The sequence below is a fragment of the Mesorhizobium sp. f-mel genome (assembly GCF_053850215.1).
Map to the genome: position 1 here is coordinate 57,739 of NZ_JBSPTO010000018.1, position 19,375 is coordinate 77,113.

At 64.0% G+C, this 19,375-nt stretch carries 16 protein-coding genes; 11 read left to right on the forward strand and 5 right to left on the reverse strand.

What is annotated here, in order from left to right:
- Window positions 1–15 precede the first annotated feature (15 nt).
- Window positions 16–2,034 (reverse strand): thioredoxin domain-containing protein, encoded by a 2,019-nt coding sequence (locus ACWUKX_RS20820; RefSeq protein ID WP_456008714.1) that lies wholly within the window; start codon window positions 2,032–2,034, stop codon window positions 16–18.
- A gap of 63 nt (window positions 2,035–2,097) precedes the next feature.
- Between ACWUKX_RS20820 and mnmE the strand changes: the two genes are divergently transcribed.
- The 5 genes from mnmE to ACWUKX_RS20845 all read left to right on the forward strand — a co-directional run bounded on the left by mnmE (window position 2,098) and on the right by ACWUKX_RS20845 (window position 8,224).
- Entirely contained in the window at window positions 2,098–3,432 is a 1,335-nt protein-coding gene (gene mnmE / locus ACWUKX_RS20825; protein WP_456008715.1) for a tRNA uridine-5-carboxymethylaminomethyl(34) synthesis GTPase MnmE, read from the forward strand.
- A 527-nt stretch (window positions 3,433–3,959) separates the two neighbouring features.
- Window positions 3,960–5,834 carry a tRNA uridine-5-carboxymethylaminomethyl(34) synthesis enzyme MnmG gene (mnmG, locus tag ACWUKX_RS20830; RefSeq protein WP_456008717.1) on the forward strand — a complete coding sequence of 625 codons (1,875 nt, stop codon included), beginning with the start codon at window positions 3,960–3,962 and terminating at the stop codon, window positions 5,832–5,834.
- On the forward strand, window positions 5,831–6,466 hold the full coding sequence (gene rsmG, locus ACWUKX_RS20835; protein ID WP_456008718.1) for a 16S rRNA (guanine(527)-N(7))-methyltransferase RsmG: 636 nt from the start codon (window positions 5,831–5,833) through the stop codon (window positions 6,464–6,466). Before mnmG ends, rsmG begins: the two co-directional genes overlap by 4 nt.
- Window positions 6,467–6,503: 37 nt before the next feature.
- Window positions 6,504–7,304: a ParA family protein gene (locus ACWUKX_RS20840; RefSeq protein WP_084646769.1), complete on the forward strand. Its 801-nt coding sequence runs from the start codon at window positions 6,504–6,506 to the stop codon at window positions 7,302–7,304.
- A 35-nt stretch (window positions 7,305–7,339) separates the two neighbouring features.
- Window positions 7,340–8,224: a ParB/RepB/Spo0J family partition protein gene (locus tag ACWUKX_RS20845; protein ID WP_456008719.1), complete on the forward strand. Its 885-nt coding sequence runs from the start codon at window positions 7,340–7,342 to the stop codon at window positions 8,222–8,224.
- A 310-nt stretch (window positions 8,225–8,534) separates the two neighbouring features.
- On the opposite strand, the gene holA is transcribed toward ACWUKX_RS20845, so the two are convergent.
- Window positions 8,535–9,581 (reverse strand): DNA polymerase III subunit delta, encoded by a 1,047-nt coding sequence (holA, locus tag ACWUKX_RS20850; RefSeq protein WP_456008720.1) that lies wholly within the window; start codon window positions 9,579–9,581, stop codon window positions 8,535–8,537.
- Window positions 9,582–10,113: 532 nt separating this feature from the next.
- Here holA and ACWUKX_RS20855 point away from each other — a divergent pair.
- From ACWUKX_RS20855 to lpdA, 4 genes are all read left to right on the forward strand, one after another.
- Window positions 10,114–11,346 carry a 3-methyl-2-oxobutanoate dehydrogenase (2-methylpropanoyl-transferring) subunit alpha gene (locus ACWUKX_RS20855; protein WP_127314033.1) on the forward strand — a complete coding sequence of 411 codons (1,233 nt, stop codon included), beginning with the start codon at window positions 10,114–10,116 and terminating at the stop codon, window positions 11,344–11,346.
- A gap of 2 nt (window positions 11,347–11,348) precedes the next feature.
- Window positions 11,349–12,362 (forward strand): alpha-ketoacid dehydrogenase subunit beta, encoded by a 1,014-nt coding sequence (locus tag ACWUKX_RS20860; RefSeq protein ID WP_456008721.1) that lies wholly within the window; start codon window positions 11,349–11,351, stop codon window positions 12,360–12,362.
- 2 nt (window positions 12,363–12,364) lie between these two features.
- A complete protein-coding gene (locus ACWUKX_RS20865; RefSeq protein WP_456008722.1) occupies window positions 12,365–13,753 on the forward strand; it encodes a dihydrolipoamide acetyltransferase family protein in 1,389 nt (462 codons plus the stop codon).
- A gap of 141 nt (window positions 13,754–13,894) precedes the next feature.
- Complete coding sequence (lpdA, locus tag ACWUKX_RS20870; protein WP_456008723.1) at window positions 13,895–15,292, forward strand: dihydrolipoyl dehydrogenase; 1,398 nt, start codon at window positions 13,895–13,897, stop codon at window positions 15,290–15,292.
- Window positions 15,293–15,508: 216 nt separating this feature from the next.
- Here the strand turns inward: lpdA and ACWUKX_RS20875 are convergent, their stop codons facing one another.
- Complete coding sequence (locus ACWUKX_RS20875) at window positions 15,509–16,612, reverse strand: saccharopine dehydrogenase C-terminal domain-containing protein (RefSeq protein ID WP_456008724.1); 1,104 nt, start codon at window positions 16,610–16,612, stop codon at window positions 15,509–15,511.
- A 125-nt stretch (window positions 16,613–16,737) separates the two neighbouring features.
- Between ACWUKX_RS20875 and ACWUKX_RS20880 the strand changes: the two genes are divergently transcribed.
- A complete protein-coding gene (locus tag ACWUKX_RS20880; RefSeq protein ID WP_456008725.1) occupies window positions 16,738–17,166 on the forward strand; it encodes an Lrp/AsnC family transcriptional regulator in 429 nt (142 codons plus the stop codon).
- A 258-nt stretch (window positions 17,167–17,424) separates the two neighbouring features.
- Here ACWUKX_RS20880 and ACWUKX_RS20885 read toward each other — a convergent pair whose 3' ends face one another.
- The gene (locus ACWUKX_RS20885; RefSeq protein WP_456008726.1) at window positions 17,425–17,910 is read right to left on the reverse strand and encodes a hypothetical protein; all 486 of its coding nucleotides are present in this window, start codon (window positions 17,908–17,910) and stop codon (window positions 17,425–17,427) included.
- Between the two features lie 45 nt (window positions 17,911–17,955).
- Complete coding sequence (locus ACWUKX_RS20890) at window positions 17,956–18,714, reverse strand: SDR family NAD(P)-dependent oxidoreductase (protein WP_456008727.1); 759 nt, start codon at window positions 18,712–18,714, stop codon at window positions 17,956–17,958.
- A gap of 336 nt (window positions 18,715–19,050) precedes the next feature.
- Between ACWUKX_RS20890 and ACWUKX_RS20895 the strand changes: the two genes are divergently transcribed.
- Window positions 19,051–19,353 carry a RidA family protein gene (locus tag ACWUKX_RS20895; protein ID WP_245497241.1) on the forward strand — a complete coding sequence of 101 codons (303 nt, stop codon included), beginning with the start codon at window positions 19,051–19,053 and terminating at the stop codon, window positions 19,351–19,353.
- Window positions 19,354–19,375 lie beyond the last annotated feature (22 nt).

Sequence of the window (19,375 nt, forward strand, 5' to 3'; positions counted from 1 at the left end):
GAGGCAGCCCCTCACCTATCCGCGCCGCAACTGCCGCTCGAGCTCCTCAGCGTCCGTTATCACCGGTAGGCAGACCTGCCCGGTGCACAGCCAGGCGCCGGGCTCGATCGTTGGCGGCAAAACGCCGCCTGGCAGCGTCGCCAGGCTTGTCGCCGAGCCGACCGACACGATAGTGTCGACCCGGCGGGGGTCCGGATTTCGATTCGCAACCGGAACAAGCCCGGGGTTCTCTTGGTCGTCCACCAGCACCAGTTTCAACGGCTCGATCGCCAAGGCGCAGGCGTTGACGATACCTGCCTGGCCATATGCCTGATGCGCCGCACGGCCGGCCGCGTGTTCGGCGACCTTCCAGGTCTTTTCCTGTAATTCAAGATCGCCCGAAAGCGAGGACAATCGGACCATGGCCTCGATGATCTGGCCGGTGGCTGACGGGATGGCCTCGTCGACATCGCCCCTGATACGGATCGGCACGTCGGCACTGTCCGACGCGGTGAGGTAGTAGCCGGTGTTGTTCTCATCGCTATGCCATTGATCGAGCTGCGCGATGAATTGGCCGGCCAGCTCGGTGTAACTCGATGTGCCGGTAGCTTCAAACAAGGAGATCGCGGCGTTGACCATGGCGGCGTAGTCGCTCGACAGCGCCGGGAAAAGCCTGTTTGCGCCAAGCATCGAATGCGGCAAGCGACTGTCTCGACCCGCGCTGGCAATGGCAGCGAAGGCCTGCTCCGCCGCCTCGATCCAGTCGATCCGTTTCAGGGAACGACCGGCTTCGGCGAGAGACGCGATTACCAGGCCGTTCCAATCGGTCAGGATTTTTCCGTCACGCCCGGGTCTGACGCGCTGCTCCCGGGCTGCTAGCATCTTCTCTTTTAAGGGAGTGAGCCGGTCGCGATCGGCCACGCTTTGCGTTTGCTGGGCTTCGGTCTGGTGGATGATCGGCTTGCCCTCCCAGCCATGCGGGGCGACAATTGTGAAGTGTTTGAAAAATAAAGCCGATTCGTCGCCAAGAGCGGTTTCTATTTCATCCCTGCTCCAGGTGTAGAACAGCCCCTCCTCGCCCTCGCTGTCGGCGTCGAGGCTGGCAGCGAATGCACTGCCGTCGACGCGCATCTCGCGCAAGAGCCAGCCGATCGTCTCTTCGATTCGTACCCGGAACAATTCGTTGCCGGTCGCGGCATAGGCCCAATTGCACAGCCGAATGAGCTGGGCGTTGTCGTAGAGCATTTTTTCGAAATGCGGCACCAGCCACTCGGCGTCGGTCGAGTAGCGGCTCAAACCGCCGCCGATATGATCGTAGATGCCGCCCGCCAACATCTTTTCGAGGCTGAGCAGGACGGCGTCGCGATGGGCTGTGTGGCGATCGCGCAGCCAGGACAGCCAGAGCGTCTGCATGAACGGCGCATTGGGGAATTTGGGCGCGCCGCGCAGGCCGCCCAAATCCCTGTCGATCATGCCTTCGATGCCGTTGGCGAGTGTCGCCAGCGTGTCGCGGTCGAGCACGGCCTTGGCATGCGAGCCGGCCAGCCGCGCCTCGACATGCGTGGTCAGCCCGTCAGCGCTTTGGTTAACGCTTTCTTTCTTCTCCCGCCACGCCTTGTCGACCGCCTCGAGTACCTGGACGAAGCCCGGGCGGCCGTAGCGTGCCTCGCGCGGAAAATAGGTGCCGCCCCAGAATGGCTTCCCATCCGGCGTCAAGAACATGGTCAGCGGCCAACCGCCCTGCTCGCCCATCGAGGACAGCGCCGCCATATAGATCTGATCGATGTCCGGCCGCTCTTCGCGATCCACCTTGATATTGACGAAGAGACGGTTCATGACGGCGGCGACGTCGTCGTTCTCGAAGCTCTCATGGGCCATGACATGGCACCAATGGCAGGCGGCGTAGCCGACCGAGAGCAGGATTGGCCGCTCAAGCGTTCTTGCTTCGGCGAGCGACGCCGGCGACCATGCCCGCCAATGCACAGGGTTGCCGCTATGCTGCTGCAGATAGGGGCTGGCCTCTTCGGCAAGCAGATTTTGCGCGGGCAATGTCACGGTCGATAACTCGGCAATTGTCGATGAATAAGCGAAGCTAGGGCGGTTGTGCTGGGTCGGCAAATGATTTCAGGTGATTCCATTGTTGCCCTGTCGAGCGGTCGCCTGCCCGCCGGCGTTGCCGTGATCCGCATTTCCGGCCCACAAAGTCGATTCATTATCGAAACAATTGCCGGTTCCATGGTTGAGAACCGTGTTGCGACCTATCGGAAGTTCATGACGCCCGACGGATTGGTGCTGGACAACGGCCTGGTCGTTCTCTTTGCCGGCCCCAACAGCTTCACTGGCGAAGATATCGCCGAATTCCATGTCCATGGCGGGCGCGCCGTTGTGGCAAAGATGCTGGAGACGATGGCCGGCTTTGACGGCGTCAGGCATGCCGAGCCGGGTGAATTCACTCGCCGCGCCTTTCTCAACGGCAAGGTCGATCTGGTCGAGACCGAGGCGCTGGCCGATCTCGTCAACGCCGAGACGGAGGCACAGCGGCGCTTTGCCGTTCAGAATGCCGAGGGTGTGCAGAGCGAGCTCTATTTGGGCTGGCGCCGTCGGCTTATCCATGCGCGGGCGATGATCGAAGCCGAGATCGATTTTGCCGATGAAGACGATGTGCCGGGTTCCGTTGCAGAGACGGTCTGGTCGGACGTGTGGGCGATGATCGACGAGATCGAACGGCATGTCCGGGGGTTCCGGGCCGCCGAAATCATCCGCGATGGGTTCGAGGTCGTCATCCTCGGCGCGCCGAATGCCGGCAAATCGAGCCTGTTCAACGCACTGGCCCGGCGCGAGGCGGCGATCGTCACGGAAGAGCCCGGCACGACCCGCGATCTGCTCGAAGTGGTGCTGGACCTGGAGGGGATGCGCATAAGAGTGACGGATACTGCCGGTCTGCGGGAGAAGCCTGGCAGGATCGAGGCGATTGGCATCGAAAGGGCAAGGAGCAAGGCCGGAACCGCCGATCTGCTGCTCGTGCTGGAGGATATGGCGGTGCCGATTGCAGCGGGCGCACTGCCGGCCGGTGTTCCATCATTGAGGGTCGGGACGAAGGTCGATCTGTTGCAAGGCAAGCCGCGGGCGTCCTTGCTTGGGACACCTTATGATGCGGTTATATCGACCAGGGACGGTACGGGGCTGGCGGAGTTGCTGGCGGAGATCGGCCATCGCGCCGCGGCGCAAATTGGCCAGGTAGGCGATATCCTGCCGTCGCGGCTGCGGCACGTCGAGCTTCTCAACGAGACGAAACGCTTCCTGCTTGCGGCAGTGACAGGCAATGAGCGCGGGCAGGAGCTGCGGGCCGAGGAATTGCGGCTTGCGGCGGATAGGCTCGGCCGGATTGTTGGCGCCGTCGACGTCGAGGACATGTTCGACGTCATATTTGCGCAGTTCTGTATCGGCAAATGACTCACGTGAAACATTGCAGACCGGCCGCCTTCGGGTGATTCACGTGAAACGCTGAGCGTTGCGGCAGGAGGAGACCGGTCTCGGCCCCTCGCGTCTGTGATCGGCGTAGGCCCTCCATGGCTTCGTCATCCTTGGGCGGAGCGAACGCGAGGCGGGAGCATAGGCCCTAGGATCCATGCCGTAACGCCAGCCGAAGAATGCGGCGGCTTGGAAATGTCGGTTGCATTCGCAACGCCGCTGCCGGGCAGTCTGTTCGGGTCCCGGTGCACGGCCGTCAGGTAAGGGCATGGATCCCAGAGTCTCCGCGACGTCGCTTCGCCCCTGCTCCGCCCTAGGATGACGAAGGGGGATACCTTGGCCAATCTCCGAAGGTTCGCGATACTCCGCGATGGACTGGTCGCCGCCCGCCAAGACCGCAGTGCCAGCGCAGCAGTTGCATTGTTTCACGTGAAACGATTCGTCGAGCGTCCTTGACAGCGCAGGCTGTCGGCGACATGTGTCGGTCGACTTGAATTCGGGATTCTGAAATGACCGATCGCTTTGATGTGGTTGTGGTGGGCGGCGGCCATGCTGGTTGCGAGGCGGCCAGCGCTGCCGCGCGCGCCGGCGCGAAAACGGCTTTGGTGACGCTGCGCTTCGAGACGACCGGCGTCATGTCCTGCAATCCGGCGATCGGTGGGCTCGGCAAGGGGCATCTGGTTCGCGAGATCGACGCCATGGACGGATTGATGGGGCGCGTCGCCGATGCGGCCGGCATCCAGTTCCGCTTGCTCAATCGTCGTAAGGGACCGGCGGTTCGCGGGCCGCGGACGCAGGCGGACAGAAAACTGTATCGGCTCGCCATGCAGGCGGCGATTCGCGAGCAGGCCGGTCTCGATGTGGTCGAGGGCGAGGTTCTGGATTTCGACATCGACAATGGGCGCATCGCAGCCGCGCTGCTGACGGGTGGTCGCAGGCTTGCCTGTGGCGCCGTGGTGGTGACCACCGGCACCTTTCTGCGCGGGCTGATCCATATCGGTGAGAAGAAGATCGTCGCCGGCCGCATGAACGAACAGGCCAGCCTCGGCCTGTCCGCCACCATGGCGCGCGCGGGCTTCAAGCTAGGGCGGCTGAAGACCGGCACGCCGCCGCGGCTGGATGGTAGAACCATCGATTGGGCGTCGCTGGAGAGCCAGGCGGCGGATGAGCATCCGGTGCCGTTCTCGCTGATGACGGACCGCATCGACAACCCGCAGATCCATTGCGGCATCACGCGCACGACTGCGGCGACGCATGAGCTGATCCGCGCCAATCTGAGCCGTTCCGCCATGTATTCCGGCTCAATCGAAGGCGTAGGGCCGCGTTACTGCCCGTCCATCGAGGATAAGATCGTCAAGTTCGGCGACCGCGAGGGCCACCAGATTTTCCTCGAGCCGGAAGGGCTGGACGACGACACCGTCTACCCGAACGGCATTTCCACCTCGCTGCCCGAGCACGTGCAGCTCGACATTCTGAAGACCATTCCCGGCCTTGAGCGTACCACCATGCTGCAGCCCGGCTATGCCATCGAGTATGACCATGTCGATCCGCGCGAGCTCAAGCCGACGCTGGAAACAAAGCTAATTGGTGGCCTTTTCCTGGCCGGGCAGATCAACGGCACGACCGGCTACGAGGAGGCCGGCGCGCAGGGGCTGCTCGCTGGCCTCAACGCCGCGCGGCAGGCATCGACGAGCGATCAGATCGTGCTCAGCCGAACCGAGGCCTATATTGGGGTGATGGTGGACGATTTGACCAGCCGCGGCATCGCCGAACCCTACCGCATGTTCACCTCACGGGCCGAGTTCCGGCTGTCGCTGCGGGCCGACAACGCCGATGAGCGGCTGACGCCGCTAGCCACGAAGCTCGGCATCGCCTCGCGGCAACGGATGCATCGGTTTAGCGATGTCGTGCAGGACCTTGAAAAGGCGCGCAAGGTTGCGCTTGGCACGACCATGACCCCCAACGAGGCGGCGCGTCATGGGCTCGAGATCAACAGGGACGGTGTGCGCCGCTCCGCTTATGAGTTGCTGGCCTATCCGGGCGTCGACGTCGCCTGGCTGGCCCGAATTGCTCCGGAGTTTGCGGCAATCAACGCCAAGACGGCCGAACGCCTCGAAACGGAGGCGAAATATTCGGTCTATCTCGACCGGCAGCAGGCAGATGTCACACAAATCAGACATGAGGAGAGCCGATTGATCCCCGCGTCGCTGGACTTTGCCTCTGTTCCGGGTCTGTCCAACGAGTTGAAGCAGAAGATGCTGGCGCGCCAGCCGCGCTCCATCGCCGATGCGCAACGCATGGAAGGCATGACCCCGGCGGCGCTGGCGATCATCGTCGCGCATGTCCGCAACGCCGAGGCCGCCGGGCGAAGGAATGTTGCGTGAGCGCTGCCTCATGGGCGAGCCTGCAAGAGGCTGCCGGCCCGGTTTCACGTGAAACATTCGACCGCCTGATGGACTTCGAGACGGTCTTCCAGAAATGGAACCGCCGAATAAACCTGGCCGCGCAATCGACCCAGGACGATGTCTGGCGCCGGCACATCCTCGACAGCGCGCAGGTTGCGCGAATCAAACCGGAAGCGAAGCGCTGGGTCGATCTCGGCTCGGGCGGCGGTTTTCCCGGCTTGGTCATTGGCTTTCTGCTCGCCGAGCGTGACGGCGCCAGCATCGATCTGGTTGAAAGCAATCGGAAAAAGGCATCGTTCCTGCAAGCGGTCGTCGGCCAATTCAACCTGCCCGCCCGCATTATCGCGCGGCGTATTGACGACGCCTATGCGCTTGTATCGACACCTCAAATCGTCACGGCCAGGGCGCTGGCGTCGCTTCCGGTCCTGCTCGAGCTGTCGGCGCCGTGGCTGACGGCGGGCGCGCGCGGCCTGTTCCACAAAGGCCGGGATTACCGCGCCGAAGTGGCAGAAAGCGCTCAACGATGGTCGTTCGATCTGATAGAACATGCCAGCGCGACCGACGCTCATGGCGTCATCCTCGAACTGTCTGATTTGCGCCAACTGACTTGAGATCGGCGACCTCGGAATGAATTTCTGGCATAGACCCATGATGAAGAATGGCCCCCGAATCATCACCGTAGCCAACCAGAAGGGCGGCGTCGGCAAGACGACGACGGCCATCAATCTGGCGACGGCGCTCGCGGCGATCGGCGAGCGGGTGCTGATCGTCGATCTCGATCCGCAAGGCAATGCCAGCACCGGCCTCGGAATCGACCGGCGCGACCGCACCGTTTCCTCCTATGACGTGCTGACCGGCGAGCTCGATCTGGAGGCGGCGGCGATCCCGACGGCGGTGCCGGGCCTGTCGATCGTGCCGTCGACGCTCGATCTGCTCGGCATCGAGATGGAGATCGCCTCGGCGCCGGACCGGGTACTGCGGCTGCGCAACGCCTTACGCGCCTCGGCGGAGCGCTCGGCCAATTTTGGTTATGTGCTGATCGATTGCCCGCCGTCGCTCAATCTTCTGACGCTGAACTCGATGGCGGCAGCCGATTCCGTGCTGGTGCCGCTGCAATGCGAGTTCTTCGCGCTCGAAGGCTTGAGCCAGCTGCTGGAGACGGTCGAGCAGGTTCGCCGCTCTATCAATCCCGAGCTGACGATCCAGGGCATCGTGCTAACCATGTTCGACGGGCGCAACAACCTCGCCAACCAGGTGGTGCAGGACGTGCGGGCGCATATGGGCGACAAGGTCTATGAAACCGTGATCCCGCGCAATGTGCGTGTCTCCGAGGCGCCGTCCTACGGCAAGCCGGCGATCCTCTACGACCTCAAATGCTCCGGCAGCCAGGCCTATCTGCAGCTTGCCTCCGAGGTGATCCGCCGCGAGCGCAAACTGCGCGCCGCCTAGAAGCTGAATCCATACCGAAACGATCTGGACAGACGATGAGCGAAGACCTTTCAAGAAAAAGACTGGGGCGGGGACTGGCGGCGCTGATCGGCGAAATCGATCGTCCGGCAGCGCCGGAAAAGCAGAGCATGAATGCCGACGGCAAGGTGCCGATCGAGTTCCTGAGCCCGAACCCAAAGAATCCGCGCCGGCATTTTGGCGACGCCGACCTGACCGATCTTGCCCAGTCGATCCGTGAACATGGCGTGGTGCAGCCGGTGGTGGCGCGGCCGTCGCCGACGCAAGCTGGCCGCTACGAGATCATCGCCGGCGAGCGGCGCTGGCGCGCGGCGCAGCGCGCCGGGCTGACCGAGATTCCGATCATTGTGCGCGATGTCAACGATCGCACCGCGCTCGAACTGGCGATCATCGAAAACGTCCAGCGAACCGACCTCAACCCAGTCGAGGAGGCGATGGGCTACCAGCAGCTGATCGACGATCACGGCTACACCCAGGCCGATCTCGGCCAGGTGATCGGCAAGAGCCGCAGCCACGTCGCCAACACGCTCAGGCTGCTGAAGCTGCCGGACGTGATTCGCGACATGCTGGTCGATGGCGCGCTGTCGGCCGGCCACGCCCGTACATTGGTGACGGCGCAGGATCCTGCGGGCCTGGCCAAGCGGATCGTCGAGGATGGGCTCTCGGTGCGCCAGGCCGAAGCGCTGGCGCAGATGCCGGCCGGCGCTCCAACGGTAAAGCGACAGCCTGCAGCACCGGCACAGAAGGATGCCGATACGCTGGCGCTGGAAAAGCTGATGACCGGCACGATCGGCATGATCGTCACGATCGAGCACAAGGAACGCGGCGGCGTGATCAGCGTCGCTTACCGGACGCTGGAGCAGCTCGACGAGCTCTGCCGTCGGTTGAAGCAGGAGCGGTAGGTGCTTGAGGTACTCATGTTTTTAGCCGGCAAATAAACTTCTGGCTTAGGATTAAGCACGGCCTAGGCGGACATCCTCGTCCTGGAAACACAACGAAGCCTGGCGATTGCCAGCCCTTCCATTTTTCAGCGCTGGTGATTGGCGAAATCGCCGAGGCTGCTGATCTCCCCCTTGCGGGGTGAGATGGCCGGCAGGCCTAGAAGGGATCGCCTAGCATCAAGCGCCGGCGCCTTGCGGAAGCGAAGAAGATGTCGGCGTTCCAAGCGCTGCCCTGTCGCCTTCGGCGACATCTCCCCCTCAAGGGGGGAGATTAGGCTCTCTGCGCCAGCCTTGCGCTCTCAACAGCAATGCCGAGCAGCGCCTGCCGTGCCAGCGCGACCGAGAGGTCCGGCCGGCGGCGGGTCTGCAGGACCGCCGTCTGCAGCCTGGTCAAGGCGCGGGCAAGCGCCTCGCTGTTCCAGCGATCGAGGGCCTTCTCCACCAGCTTGCGCCGCGAGAAAAAAACCGGCGGGCGCGCCGCGGCAACGACTGAAGCGGCGTTGCGGCCGCCGGTGTCCATCAGGCCGCGCATCGCCTGGATCGCCTGCAGCTGCCGCATCGCCGAGGAAAGCACCAGAAAAGCTTGGCCGCCGGACTGGCAGTGGCGGGTGAAGGCCATGTCGAAGTCGCCGACCTTGCCTTCGAGCAAGGCATCGACGGCGTCGTCGAAGGAGAGGCCGGAGACGTCGCCCGATGTCGCCTTGACGTCGTCGAGGCCGATTTCGGCCTGACCGTGGGCATAAAGCAGCAGCTTTTCGATCTCGCCGCGCGAGGCCAGCCGGTCACCACCGAGGTTACGGCGCAGCGCCTGACGGGCCTCCAGCGTCATCGACATGCCGGCCTTGCGCAATTCGTCGTCGATGACCGTATCGATGTCCCGGGCCTCGTCGGCGTAGCACGGCAAGGCCATGGCAATGTCTGCCGCCTCAACGATGGCGCGCAGGCCGACGCCTTTCTTCAGGTCGCCGGCCTCGATCAGGATGATGGCGTCGCGTGGCGGCTCAACGGTCAGCGCCTTGACGTCGTCGGCAAGCGCCTTCTGGCCGGAGGCATTGCGCACCCAGAGCAGGCGCCGGTCCGAAAACATCGGCACGGTGCGCGCCTCGTCGAGCAGGCGGCCCTCGTCGCGGTCTACTTCCGAACCGTCGAGCCTGACCACCGAGAACGGATCGTCGAGCGGCAGGCCGGTTTTGCCGGCAAAGGCCTTTGCACGCTCGGCGACGAGCCCACGATCGGGACCATAGAGAAGGACGACCGAGATGCGCGGATCCGGCCGCGCCAGCCACGAATCGACCTCATAACCTTTCTTCTGTGCCATGGGCTCTGGTTAGCATGAATGCGGGCGCCGGGTGAACAAAAGGACGCCGCTATCTTCCGAAACACCTATAGCACAGCGCCCTCTCTGTCCCGCCGACATCTCCCCGGGTATAGGAATTTCGAGAGGTTTGCCGATCTTGCAGTCCTCGCCCCGCAAAGCGGGGGAGAGGTGGCCGTTAAGCGGTCGGAGAGGGGGCAACCACGCTGGCGAGCCTCTGAATCATTCAGGTCGCGCCTTCCCCCCTCTCCGTCTCGGCTTTGCCGAGCCACCTCTCCCCCATTTCATGGGGGCGAGGAACCCGTTGCAAGCCCAAAAATACCGGCTCTTGCGCCAAATCAGGCCGGACCATTCGCCTAGTTGCGCGCGGCACCAGAAGATCGACAAGAAATTTCGGCGACATATCTGCATCTTGGCTGGCGGTATCGGGGAGGCGGCTTTCTGTGGTCGTTCCCGGTTGAAGCACCGCCGACGAATTGGCACTGGTCTGCCGGTGTGCAAAGATCGCACCGGGCAACATTGGAGGACGAAGGTCATGGCTGATGCGGGACTGTTGCGCTTCCATGTGCCGGAACCCGAGGTGCGGCCGGGCGGGACGCCGGATTTCTCTGATGTGACCATTCCTAAGGCCGGCTCGGTGCCGCGTCCCGAGATCGACGTCGATCCGCGCACCATCCGCGACATGGCCTTCTCGATCATCCGCGTGCTCAACCGTGCGGGCGAGGCGGTCGGACCCTGGGCTGGCCTGCTTTCCGACGACGAATTGCTGGAAGGACTGCGCCACATGATGACGCTGCGCAGCTTCGATGCGCGCATGCAGATGGCGCAGCGGCAGGGCAAGACCTCCTTCTACATGCAGCATCTGGGCGAGGAGGCGGTGAGCTGCGCCTTCCGCAAGGCGCTGGCGCCAGGCGACATGAATTTTCCGACCTATCGGCAGGCAGGCCTGCTCATCGCCGACGGCTACCCGATGGTCACGATGATGAACCAGATCTATTCGAACGAGGCCGACCCGCTGAAGGGGCGGCAACTGCCGATCATGTATTCGTCGAAGGAGCACGGCTTCTTCTCGATCTCCGGCAATCTGGCGACGCAATATATCCAGGCGGTCGGCTGGGCGATGGCTTCGGCGATCAGCAATGATTCGAAGATCGCCGCCGCCTGGATCGGCGACGGTTCGACGGCCGAGTCCGACTTCCATTCGGCGCTGGTGTTCGCCTCGACCTACAAGGCGCCGGTCGTGCTCAACGTCGTCAACAACCAGTGGGCGATCTCGACCTTCCAAGGCATCGCCCGGGGCGGCTCCGGCACTTTCGCCGCCCGCGGTCTCGGCTTCGGCATTCCGTCGCTGCGGGTCGATGGCAACGACTATCTCGCCGTCCATGCGGTGGCGAAATGGGCGGCCGAGCGCGCGCGGAAAAATCTCGGCCCGACGCTGGTCGAATATGTCACCTACCGTGTCGGCGCGCATTCGAGCTCCGACGATCCCTCCGCCTACCGGCCGAAAGCCGAATCCGACGCCTGGCCGCTCGGTGATCCGATCGTCAGGCTGAAGAACCACCTTATCCAGCGCGGTGTCTGGTCGGACGAGCGCCATACGCAGGCCGAGGCGGAGATCCTCGAAACGGTGATCGCGGCGCAAAGGGAGGCCGAGCGCCACGGCACGCTGCATGCCGGCGGCAAGCCCTCGGCGCGCGACATGTTCGAGGGCGTCTATGCCGAGATGCCGCCGCATCTCAGGCGCCAGCGCCAGCAGGCCGGGGTCTGACGATGCCAAGACGGACAATGATCGAGGCGATCCGCGACGCCATGGACGTGTCGATGGCGCGCGACGAACGCGTCATTGTGTTCGGCGAGGATGTCGGCTTCTTCGGCGGCGTCTTCCGCTGCACGCAAGGTTTGCAGGCCAAGTACGGCAAAAGCCGATGCTTCGATACGCCGATCAGCGAATCCGGCATCGTCGGCTCGGCCATCGGCATGGCCGCCTACGGCCTGAAACCTTGCGTCGAGGTGCAGTTTGCCGACTATGTCTATCCGGCCTATGACCAGATCGTCTCGGAGGCGGCGCGGCTGCGCTACCGCTCGAACGGCGACTTCACCTGCCCGATCGTGGTCAGGATGCCGACCGGCGGCGGTATTTTTGGCGGCCAGACGCACAGCCAGAGCCCGGAGGCACTGTTCACCCACGTCTCCGGCCTGAAGGTCGTCGTGCCGTCCAACCCGCATGACGCCAAGGGCCTTTTGATTGCAGCGATCGAGGATCCCGACCCGGTGATCTTCCTGGAGCCGAAGCGGCTCTACAACGGCCCGTTCAACGGTCATCACGACCGCCCGGTGACGCCGTGGTCGAAGCATGAGCTCGGCGAGGTCGCCGACGGCCATTATACGGTGCCGCTCGGCAAGGCGGTGATCCGGCGACCGGGGGCGGCTGTCACCGTGCTTGCGTACGGCACCATGGTCTATGTCGCGCAGGCGGCGGCCGAGGAGACCGCCATCGATGCCGAGATCATCGATCTGAGAACGCTGCTGCCGCTCGATCTCGAGACGATCGTCGCCTCGGTCAACAAGACCGGGCGCTGCGTGGTCGTGCACGAGGCGACGCTGACATCCGGCTTCGGCGCCGAACTTTCGGCGCTGGTGCAGGAGAACTGCTTCTATCATCTGGAGGCGCCGGTGGCGCGGGTGGCCGGCTGGGACACGCCCTATCCGCACGCGCAGGAGTGGGACTATTTTCCCGGTCCCGTCCGGCTCGGCCGCGCGCTCGTCGAAACGATGGAGGCCTGACAATGGGCGAATATGTGATCAAGCTGCCCGATGTCGGCGAAGGCGTCGCCGAGGCCGAGCTCGTCGAATGGCAGGTCAAGGTCGGCGATCTCGTGCGCGAGGACGCTGTGCTTGCCGCTGTCATGACCGACAAGGCGACGGTCGAGATTCCCTCCCCCGTTGACGGCGAGATCGTCTGGCTCGGTGCGGAGATCGGCGACACGGTGGCGATCGGCTCTCCCATCGTCAGATTGAAGGTGGCCGGCGAAGGCAATGTGAAGGCCGCTGCGGAATCGTCGGGAGGTGAGGCGAAAGCCACCGAGGCTACCCCCACCCCGGGCCCCTTCCCACAAGGGGGAGGGGGACGAGCTTCGGCCGCCAAAGCCGATGCCAAATCGGTCGCGCGCCCGTCCGCAAAAGTTTCCGCGCGTGAGGATGAACCGGCGGCGGAATCCGCCTCCCCCTTGTGGGGAGGGGTTGGGGGTACTGCGGTCGGTGGGGGTCTCGCGGCCGTCTCCGGCGCGCCACGCCTCGAAGGCGAAAAGCCGCTGGCGTCGCCGGCCATTCGGCTCAGGGCGAAAGAGGCCGGCATCGATCTGCGTCAGGTCACAGGAAGCGGCCCGGCCGGCCGTATCCAGCATGAGGACATCGAGGCGTTTCTGGCGCGCGGGCCGCAGATCGCGAAAATCTCCGGCCTCGCCCGTAACGAGACGATCGAGGACATAAAAATCATCGGGCTCAGGCGGAAAATTGCCGAGAAGATGACGCTGGCCAAGTCGCGCATTCCGCACATCACCTATGTCGAGGAGATCGATGTTACCGCACTCGAGGATTTGCGCGCCGCGCTCAACAAGGAGAAGCGCACCGGCGCGGAAAGGCCGAAGCTGACGCTGCTGCCGTTCCTGATGCGGGCGATGGTCAGGGCGATCGCCGACCAGCCCAACCTCAACGCGCTGTTCGACGACGAAGCCGGCATCATCCACCAGCATGGCGGCGTCCATATCGGCATTGCCGCGCAGACGCCTTCGGGGCTGGTGGTGCCGGTGGTCAAACACGCCGAGGCGCGCGACATTTGGGACTGCGCCGCCGAGCTCAACAGACTCGCCGAGGCGGCCAAATCAGGCACGGCGACGCGCGACGAGCTCTCGGGTTCGACCATCACCATCACCTCGCTCGGCGCCATGGGCGGTGTCGCGACGACGCCGGTGATCAATCATCCGGAAGTGGCGATCCTCGGCGTCAACAAAATGATGGTGCGGCCGGTGTGGGACGGCACCCAGTTCATCCCACGCAAGATGATGAACCTGTCCTCCAGCTTCGACCACCGGGTGATCGACGGCTGGGACGCCGCGGTGTTTATTCAACGGATCAAGGCGCTGCTGGAGTCCCCGGCGCTGATTTTTGTGGATTGAGGCTGGTGGTGCAAGAAATGAGAGCGGCAGCGATCCTTTCCACCCCCCTTTGTCCGACCGGACAGTCCGGCAGGACAGAGGGGGTGCTGTCCCTCCGGCAGGAAAAATTTTGCACCGCTGCGACGCCTTGAGAGGAACCCTATGAAGGAAATCTCCTGCAAGCTGCTCGTTATCGGTGCTGGCCCCGGTGGCTATGTCTGTGCCATCCGCGCCGGCCAGCTTGGCATCGACACGGTTATCGTCGAGTTCGGCAAGCCGGGCGGCACTTGTCTCAATGTCGGCTGCATTCCGTCCAAGGCGCTGATCCATGCGGCCGAGGAGTTCGAGAAAATCTCGCATATGGCGGGCGGCAAGAGTCCGCTCGGCATTTCGATTGGAACAGCATCCATTGATCTCGAAACGACCATCGCCTGGAAGGATGGTATTGTTAGCCGGCTGAATAGCGGCGTGGCCGGCCTGCTCAAGAAGGCCGGGGTCAAGACCGTGCACGGCTGGGCGAAATTCCGTGACGGCAAGACCGTCGAAGTCCAGACCGAGACCGGAATGCAGGTGGTCCGCGCCGAGACGGTGGTCATCGCGACCGGCTCGGCGCCGGTCGAGCTGCCGTCGCTGCCGTTCGGTGGACCGGTGATCTCGTCGACCGAAGCGCTGGGGCTGAGCGAAGTGCCGGAAAGACTTGCCGTCGTCGGCGGCGGCTATATCGGGCTGGAGCTCGGCATCGCCTTGGCCAAGATGGGCGCCAAGGTGACCGTGGTCGAGGCTTTGCCGCGCGTACTGGCGCAATATGATGCCGAACTGACCCGGCCGGTGGTGAAGCGGCTCGCCGAGCGCGATATCGAGGTGCTTGTCGGCGCCAAGGCCAAGGGGTTGTCGACCAAGGGCGATGCGCTGCTGGTCGAGACGAAGGACGGCAAGAATGGCAAGATCGTTGCCGACAGGATTCTGGTCACCGTCGGGCGCAAGCCGGTGGTCGAAGACTGGGGGCTGGAGCAGATCGACCTCGACATGGCGGGAAAATTCATCCGCATCGACGACCAGTGCCGCACCTCGATGCGCGGCATCTTTGCCGTTGGCGACGTCACCGGCGAGCCGATGTTGGCGCACCGGGCGATGGCGCAAGGCGAAATGGTCGCCGAGATCGTCGCCGGCCACAAGCGCGGCTGGGACAAACGCTGCATTCCCGCTATCTGCTTCACCGATCCGGAGCTGGTCACCGCAGGCCTGTCGCCGGAGGAGGCAAAGGGGCTCGGCGGCGAAATCAAGGTCGGATTATTCCCCTTCGCCGCCAATGGCCGGGCGATGACGAAGATGGGTGAGGAGGGCTTTGTCCGGATCGTTGCCCGCGCGGACAACCATCTGGTGCTCGGCATCCAGGCGGTCGGTCACGGCGTGTCGGAACTGTCGACGGCGTTCGGCCTGGCGCTCGAAATGGGCGCGCGGCTGGAGGATATAGCCGGCACCATCCATGCCCATCCGACGCAAGGTGAGGGTTTTCAGGAAGCGGCGCTGAAGGCGCTCGGGCATGCGCTGCATATCTAGATGCAGGTGGCAGGGACGTTGATAAGAGCGGCCCTATGCTTCGTCATCCCAAGGCGTAGCGAACGCAAAGCGGAGCGAAGACCCTGGGATCCATGTCGTGAAGCGGCCGAAGAATGCGACGGAGCAGAATTCTGCACCGTGGATGCGCCCTTACATCTCATCCTGGGGCTGCGCCGCGTCGCTTCGCCCCAGGATGACGAAGGCGTCGCCGGTAACCTAACCCGCCAGCCGGCTAACCATCTCGTGTTGCGCATAGGCGTGGCCGAAGCGGTTGGCTAGGAAGGCGTCGAGCGCGATGTCTTCCTGTTTGATGAAGCCCTTCGCCGGCAAGGTGCCGTCGGCCAGCATGTCGAGCACCGCACAGATGGCCGACGCCGTGGTGATCTGGATGGCGCTGCGCACCATCTCGCCGACGCGCTTGGCGTAGATCTTGTTGGCGTAGGTCTCCTGCAGCAGGCGGCCGTTCTTGCGGCCGCTGACGGTGACGAAGACGATGACCACGTCCTGCAGCGTCGCCGGCAGGGCGCTCTCGAAAATATCCTTCAGCACGTCGCGGCGATGGCGCAGGCCGAGATCGTTGAGCAACGCCTTCATGATCGCGGCATGGCCGGGATAGCGGATGGTGCGATAGTTGAGCGTGCGCACCTTGCCCTTCAGGGTTTCGGCCAGCGTGCCCAACCCTCCGGAGGTGTTGAACGCCTCGTAGGTGACACCGTCGAGCGAGAATTCTTCGCGTTCTTCTAAGGGCGGCACCTCGATCAGCTCGCCCTCGACGATCGCCTCGCAAGGCTCGCAATATTCGTTGATGACGCCGTCGGTGCTCCAGGTCAGATTGTAGTTCAGCGCATTCGACGGGTATTGCGGCAGCGCCCCGACCCGCATGCGCACGCTTTCCAGGGTGTCGAAGCGGCTGGCGAGATCGTTGGCGACGATCGAGATGAAGCCCGGCGCCAGCCCGCATTGCGGAATGAAGGCGCTGCTGGCGGAGCGCGCCAATTGCTTGACGCGTCGGGTCGCGACGACGTCCTCGGTCAGGTCGAGATAGTGAACGCTGGCGCTGGCCGCCGCTTCGGCGATGCGCGTGGTCAGGTGGAAGGGTGCGGCGCTGAGCACGGCGAACTTGCCGGCCAGAGCCGCTTCGAGCGTGCCTGATGCTTCGATGTCGAGTTCAAGCGTCTTGACCGTTTCAGGCAGTTCGGCCGCGCCGAGCTGCGCCGCCGAGCGGTCGACGAGGGTGACCTGATAGTCGCCCGTGGACGCCAGCATCTCGGCGATGGTCGAGCCGATCTTGCCGGCACCGACGACGATGATTTTCTTCATGACAGTTCCCTCGCCCGAACATTGATTGCGAAGCACAGAATCGCAGCTTGCCTGTCGAAAGGAAGGGTGGAATTGTGCGAAACGAAGTGTCATGTTGATCAAAATGCCGATGAGGTTCGTCGAAAGTGCTTAGCAACGCCGAACAGGCCCTGCTCTCCCTGCTGCGCGCGAATGCGCGCGCCTCGACGGCCGAGCTGGGACGGCTGCTGGGCGTGTCGCGGACGACGGTGCAGAGCCGGATCGAGCGACTGGAACAGCGCGGCATCATCACCGGCTATGGCGTCAGGCTTGCGCCGGATTATGAACAGGGACTGGTGCGGGCGCATGTCCTGCTCACCGTCACGCCCAAGCTTGCCGACAAGGTGGTGCGCAGCCTGCAGGCGCTGCCGCCGGTGCGGACGCTGCATTCGGTGAGCGGCAATTTCGACATGATCGTCATCGTCGACGCGCCGTCGATCAGGGATCTCGACACGCTCCTCGACCAGATCGGCGCGATGGACGGGGTCGAGCGGACATCGTCCTCGATCATCCTGTCGACGCGGATCGACCGCTGAGCGGGGGCAGAACTAAAGCCGTTCTGTAGCGATCCTTCGCGCCCCCCTCTGCCCTGCCGGGCATCTCCCCCACGAAGGGCCCACGAAGGGGGGAGATTGGCAGCTTCAGCGCCCCGCTCACTTCTGCGACGATGGAGATTGGCGAAAGCCGGCATGACGGCCGATCTCCCCCCATGTGGGGAGATGTCCGGCAGGACAGAGGGGGGCGCTGTCCCGCTGGCATCAAAAGGTTCCGGCATCGTCGTGATGGCGCGGCCCCTAGCCTCCAAGTGGGTGCGGCATGTAGCCGACGAAGCCTGATATCTTCCAGCTTCCCTCCACCTTGGTGCAGAAATAGAGGGTCTGCCATTTCAGCTTCTCGGCGCCGCCGTCGGGCTTGGCGACCGAGCCGTTGAACTTCTTGTGCAGCACGGCGCGGTCGCCGTCGACGTCGATATCGCGCATGTTGGTGATGCGGAACAGCGCCTCGCGCAACGGTTCGGCAAATGTCGTCGCGGCGGTTTCCTTGGCCTGGCGCAGCCACTCGTCGCGATAGGAGGCGAGTGTCGGGAACTGCAGCCGCCATGCGTCCGCATCGCTGAGGAAATGGGCGTGCATGCCGAAGAAGCTCGTGGCCACGAAATCATCCTCGACCATCGACCAGTCCTGGCCGAGGAAGGCCTCGATGTCGCGCCGCACCAGCATTTCCCAAAGCGCATGGCGGTCGGCGTCGCCGGGCGGAAACGGATTCTTGTCGAAGGTCACTTTTGCTCCCCTGTTTCGGTCGGTTGAAGGGTCTGCTTGATCCGCTCAACCGCCGATCAGATCCAGAAACGGCAGATTGCTGGCCATCAGGCCGGCGTCGACATTCAAGGTGGTGCCGGTAATGCCGCTGGCAAAGGGCGACGCCAGGAATACCGCGGCGCGGGCGACCTCGACGGGCTCGACCAGCCTGCCGAGCGGATAGAGCTTGCCGACGGCTGCGAGGATCTCCGGCTTGTGGGCGAGGCGATGCTCCCAGGCTCCGGTGCGGATCGAGCCGGGAATGACGGCGTTGGCGCGGATGCCGTTGCGGCCTTCCTCGGTGGCGATGGCGCGCATCCAGGCGTTGAGTGCTGCCTTGGCGGCGGCGTAGGCGGGATTGCCGAAATGGGCTTGTGCGTTGACCGAGGAGATGAACACGAAGGCCGCGCCCTGCGGCTGGTTGCGCATGACCGGGAGCAATGCCTGCGACAGCAGGGCGGCGCTGCGGAAATTCAGGTCCATCTCGTGATCGAGGGCCGTCGTCGAGACATCGGCGAGCGTTTCCGCCCGCGTCCAGCCGGCGTTCGAGATGACCGCCGCCGGCGCAGCGCTTTCCGCGATGCGCTTGGCAAATGCCGCCACGGCGCCATCATCGAGCAGGTCAAAATGATGCGCTTCTTCTATTCCGGCGCCAGTCAGGTCGGTTCCTTCGCGATCGCAGGCGACCACCCGGGCCCCGGAGGCGGAGAGGACGGCGACCAGCGCGCTGCCGACGCCACCGGCCGCGCCTGTCACGACCACGCTGCGACCACCGAAATCGATCATGCGGCTCCTCGCTTGTCCCCCATTCAATCCTCGCCTGCCGGATGTCTTGACGCAACCACCTGCCACGCAGGATGCTGATGCTCTTGTAATAAAGCAACATGAATTCCAAAAAATGTTGCTTTCCAACACGGCCTGTATGAGAATCGCTCGGACAGGCGTAGACCTTGCGGCAGGAAACGGGCAAACCGGCGCGGCGAAAGAGCCCAACGGCGCGGACTCTGCGGCGATTGCCGGAAGGCAAAGCGCCGATTTTTTTGAACAGGAGGCCATTCCTTGCCCAAGCAGTGTTTTGGAACATCCCATGTGCCGCTGTCGCCGGCGGTTCGGGCCGGCGACATGGTCTATGTCTCCGGCCAGGTGCCGGTCGGCAGCGACGGCACCGTGGTTGTGGGCGGCATCGCCGAGCAGACCGAGCAGGTGCTTTCGAACGTCAAGGCGGCGCTGGCGCTGGCCGGCTGCAGCATGGACGACGTGGTCAAGACGACAGTCTGGCTCGAGGACGCGCGCGACTTCAGCGCTTTCAATGCCGTCTATGCCAGGCATTTCCCAAAGGATCCGCCGGCCCGCACCACGGTCGAGTCACGGCTGATGATCGACATCAAGATCGAGGTCGAGGCTGTCGCCTACAGACCGATTTGACGAGAAAACGGGAACGGAGCCG

Bases quoted from the DNA above. Each gene is read 5' to 3' on its own strand.
- mnmE (WP_456008715.1), top strand. From the start codon at position 2,098: ATGATTTCAGGTGATTCCATTGTTGCCCTGTCGAGCGGTCGCCTGCCC.
- mnmG (WP_456008717.1), top strand. From the start codon at position 3,960: ATGACCGATCGCTTTGATGTGGTTGTGGTGGGCGGCGGCCATGCTGGT.
- ACWUKX_RS20840 (WP_084646769.1), top strand. From the start codon at position 6,504: ATGATGAAGAATGGCCCCCGAATCATCACCGTAGCCAACCAGAAGGGC.
- ACWUKX_RS20845 (WP_456008719.1), top strand. From the start codon at position 7,340: ATGAGCGAAGACCTTTCAAGAAAAAGACTGGGGCGGGGACTGGCGGCG.
- holA (WP_456008720.1), bottom strand. From the start codon at position 9,581: ATGGCACAGAAGAAAGGTTATGAGGTCGATTCGTGGCTGGCGCGGCCG.
- ACWUKX_RS20855 (WP_127314033.1), top strand. From the start codon at position 10,114: ATGGCTGATGCGGGACTGTTGCGCTTCCATGTGCCGGAACCCGAGGTG.
- ACWUKX_RS20860 (WP_456008721.1), top strand. From the start codon at position 11,349: ATGCCAAGACGGACAATGATCGAGGCGATCCGCGACGCCATGGACGTG.
- ACWUKX_RS20865 (WP_456008722.1), top strand. From the start codon at position 12,365: ATGGGCGAATATGTGATCAAGCTGCCCGATGTCGGCGAAGGCGTCGCC.
- lpdA (WP_456008723.1), top strand. From the start codon at position 13,895: ATGAAGGAAATCTCCTGCAAGCTGCTCGTTATCGGTGCTGGCCCCGGT.
- ACWUKX_RS20875 (WP_456008724.1), bottom strand. From the start codon at position 16,612: ATGAAGAAAATCATCGTCGTCGGTGCCGGCAAGATCGGCTCGACCATC.
- ACWUKX_RS20890 (WP_456008727.1), bottom strand. From the start codon at position 18,714: ATGATCGATTTCGGTGGTCGCAGCGTGGTCGTGACAGGCGCGGCCGGT.
- ACWUKX_RS20895 (WP_245497241.1), top strand. From the start codon at position 19,051: ATGGTCTATGTCTCCGGCCAGGTGCCGGTCGGCAGCGACGGCACCGTG.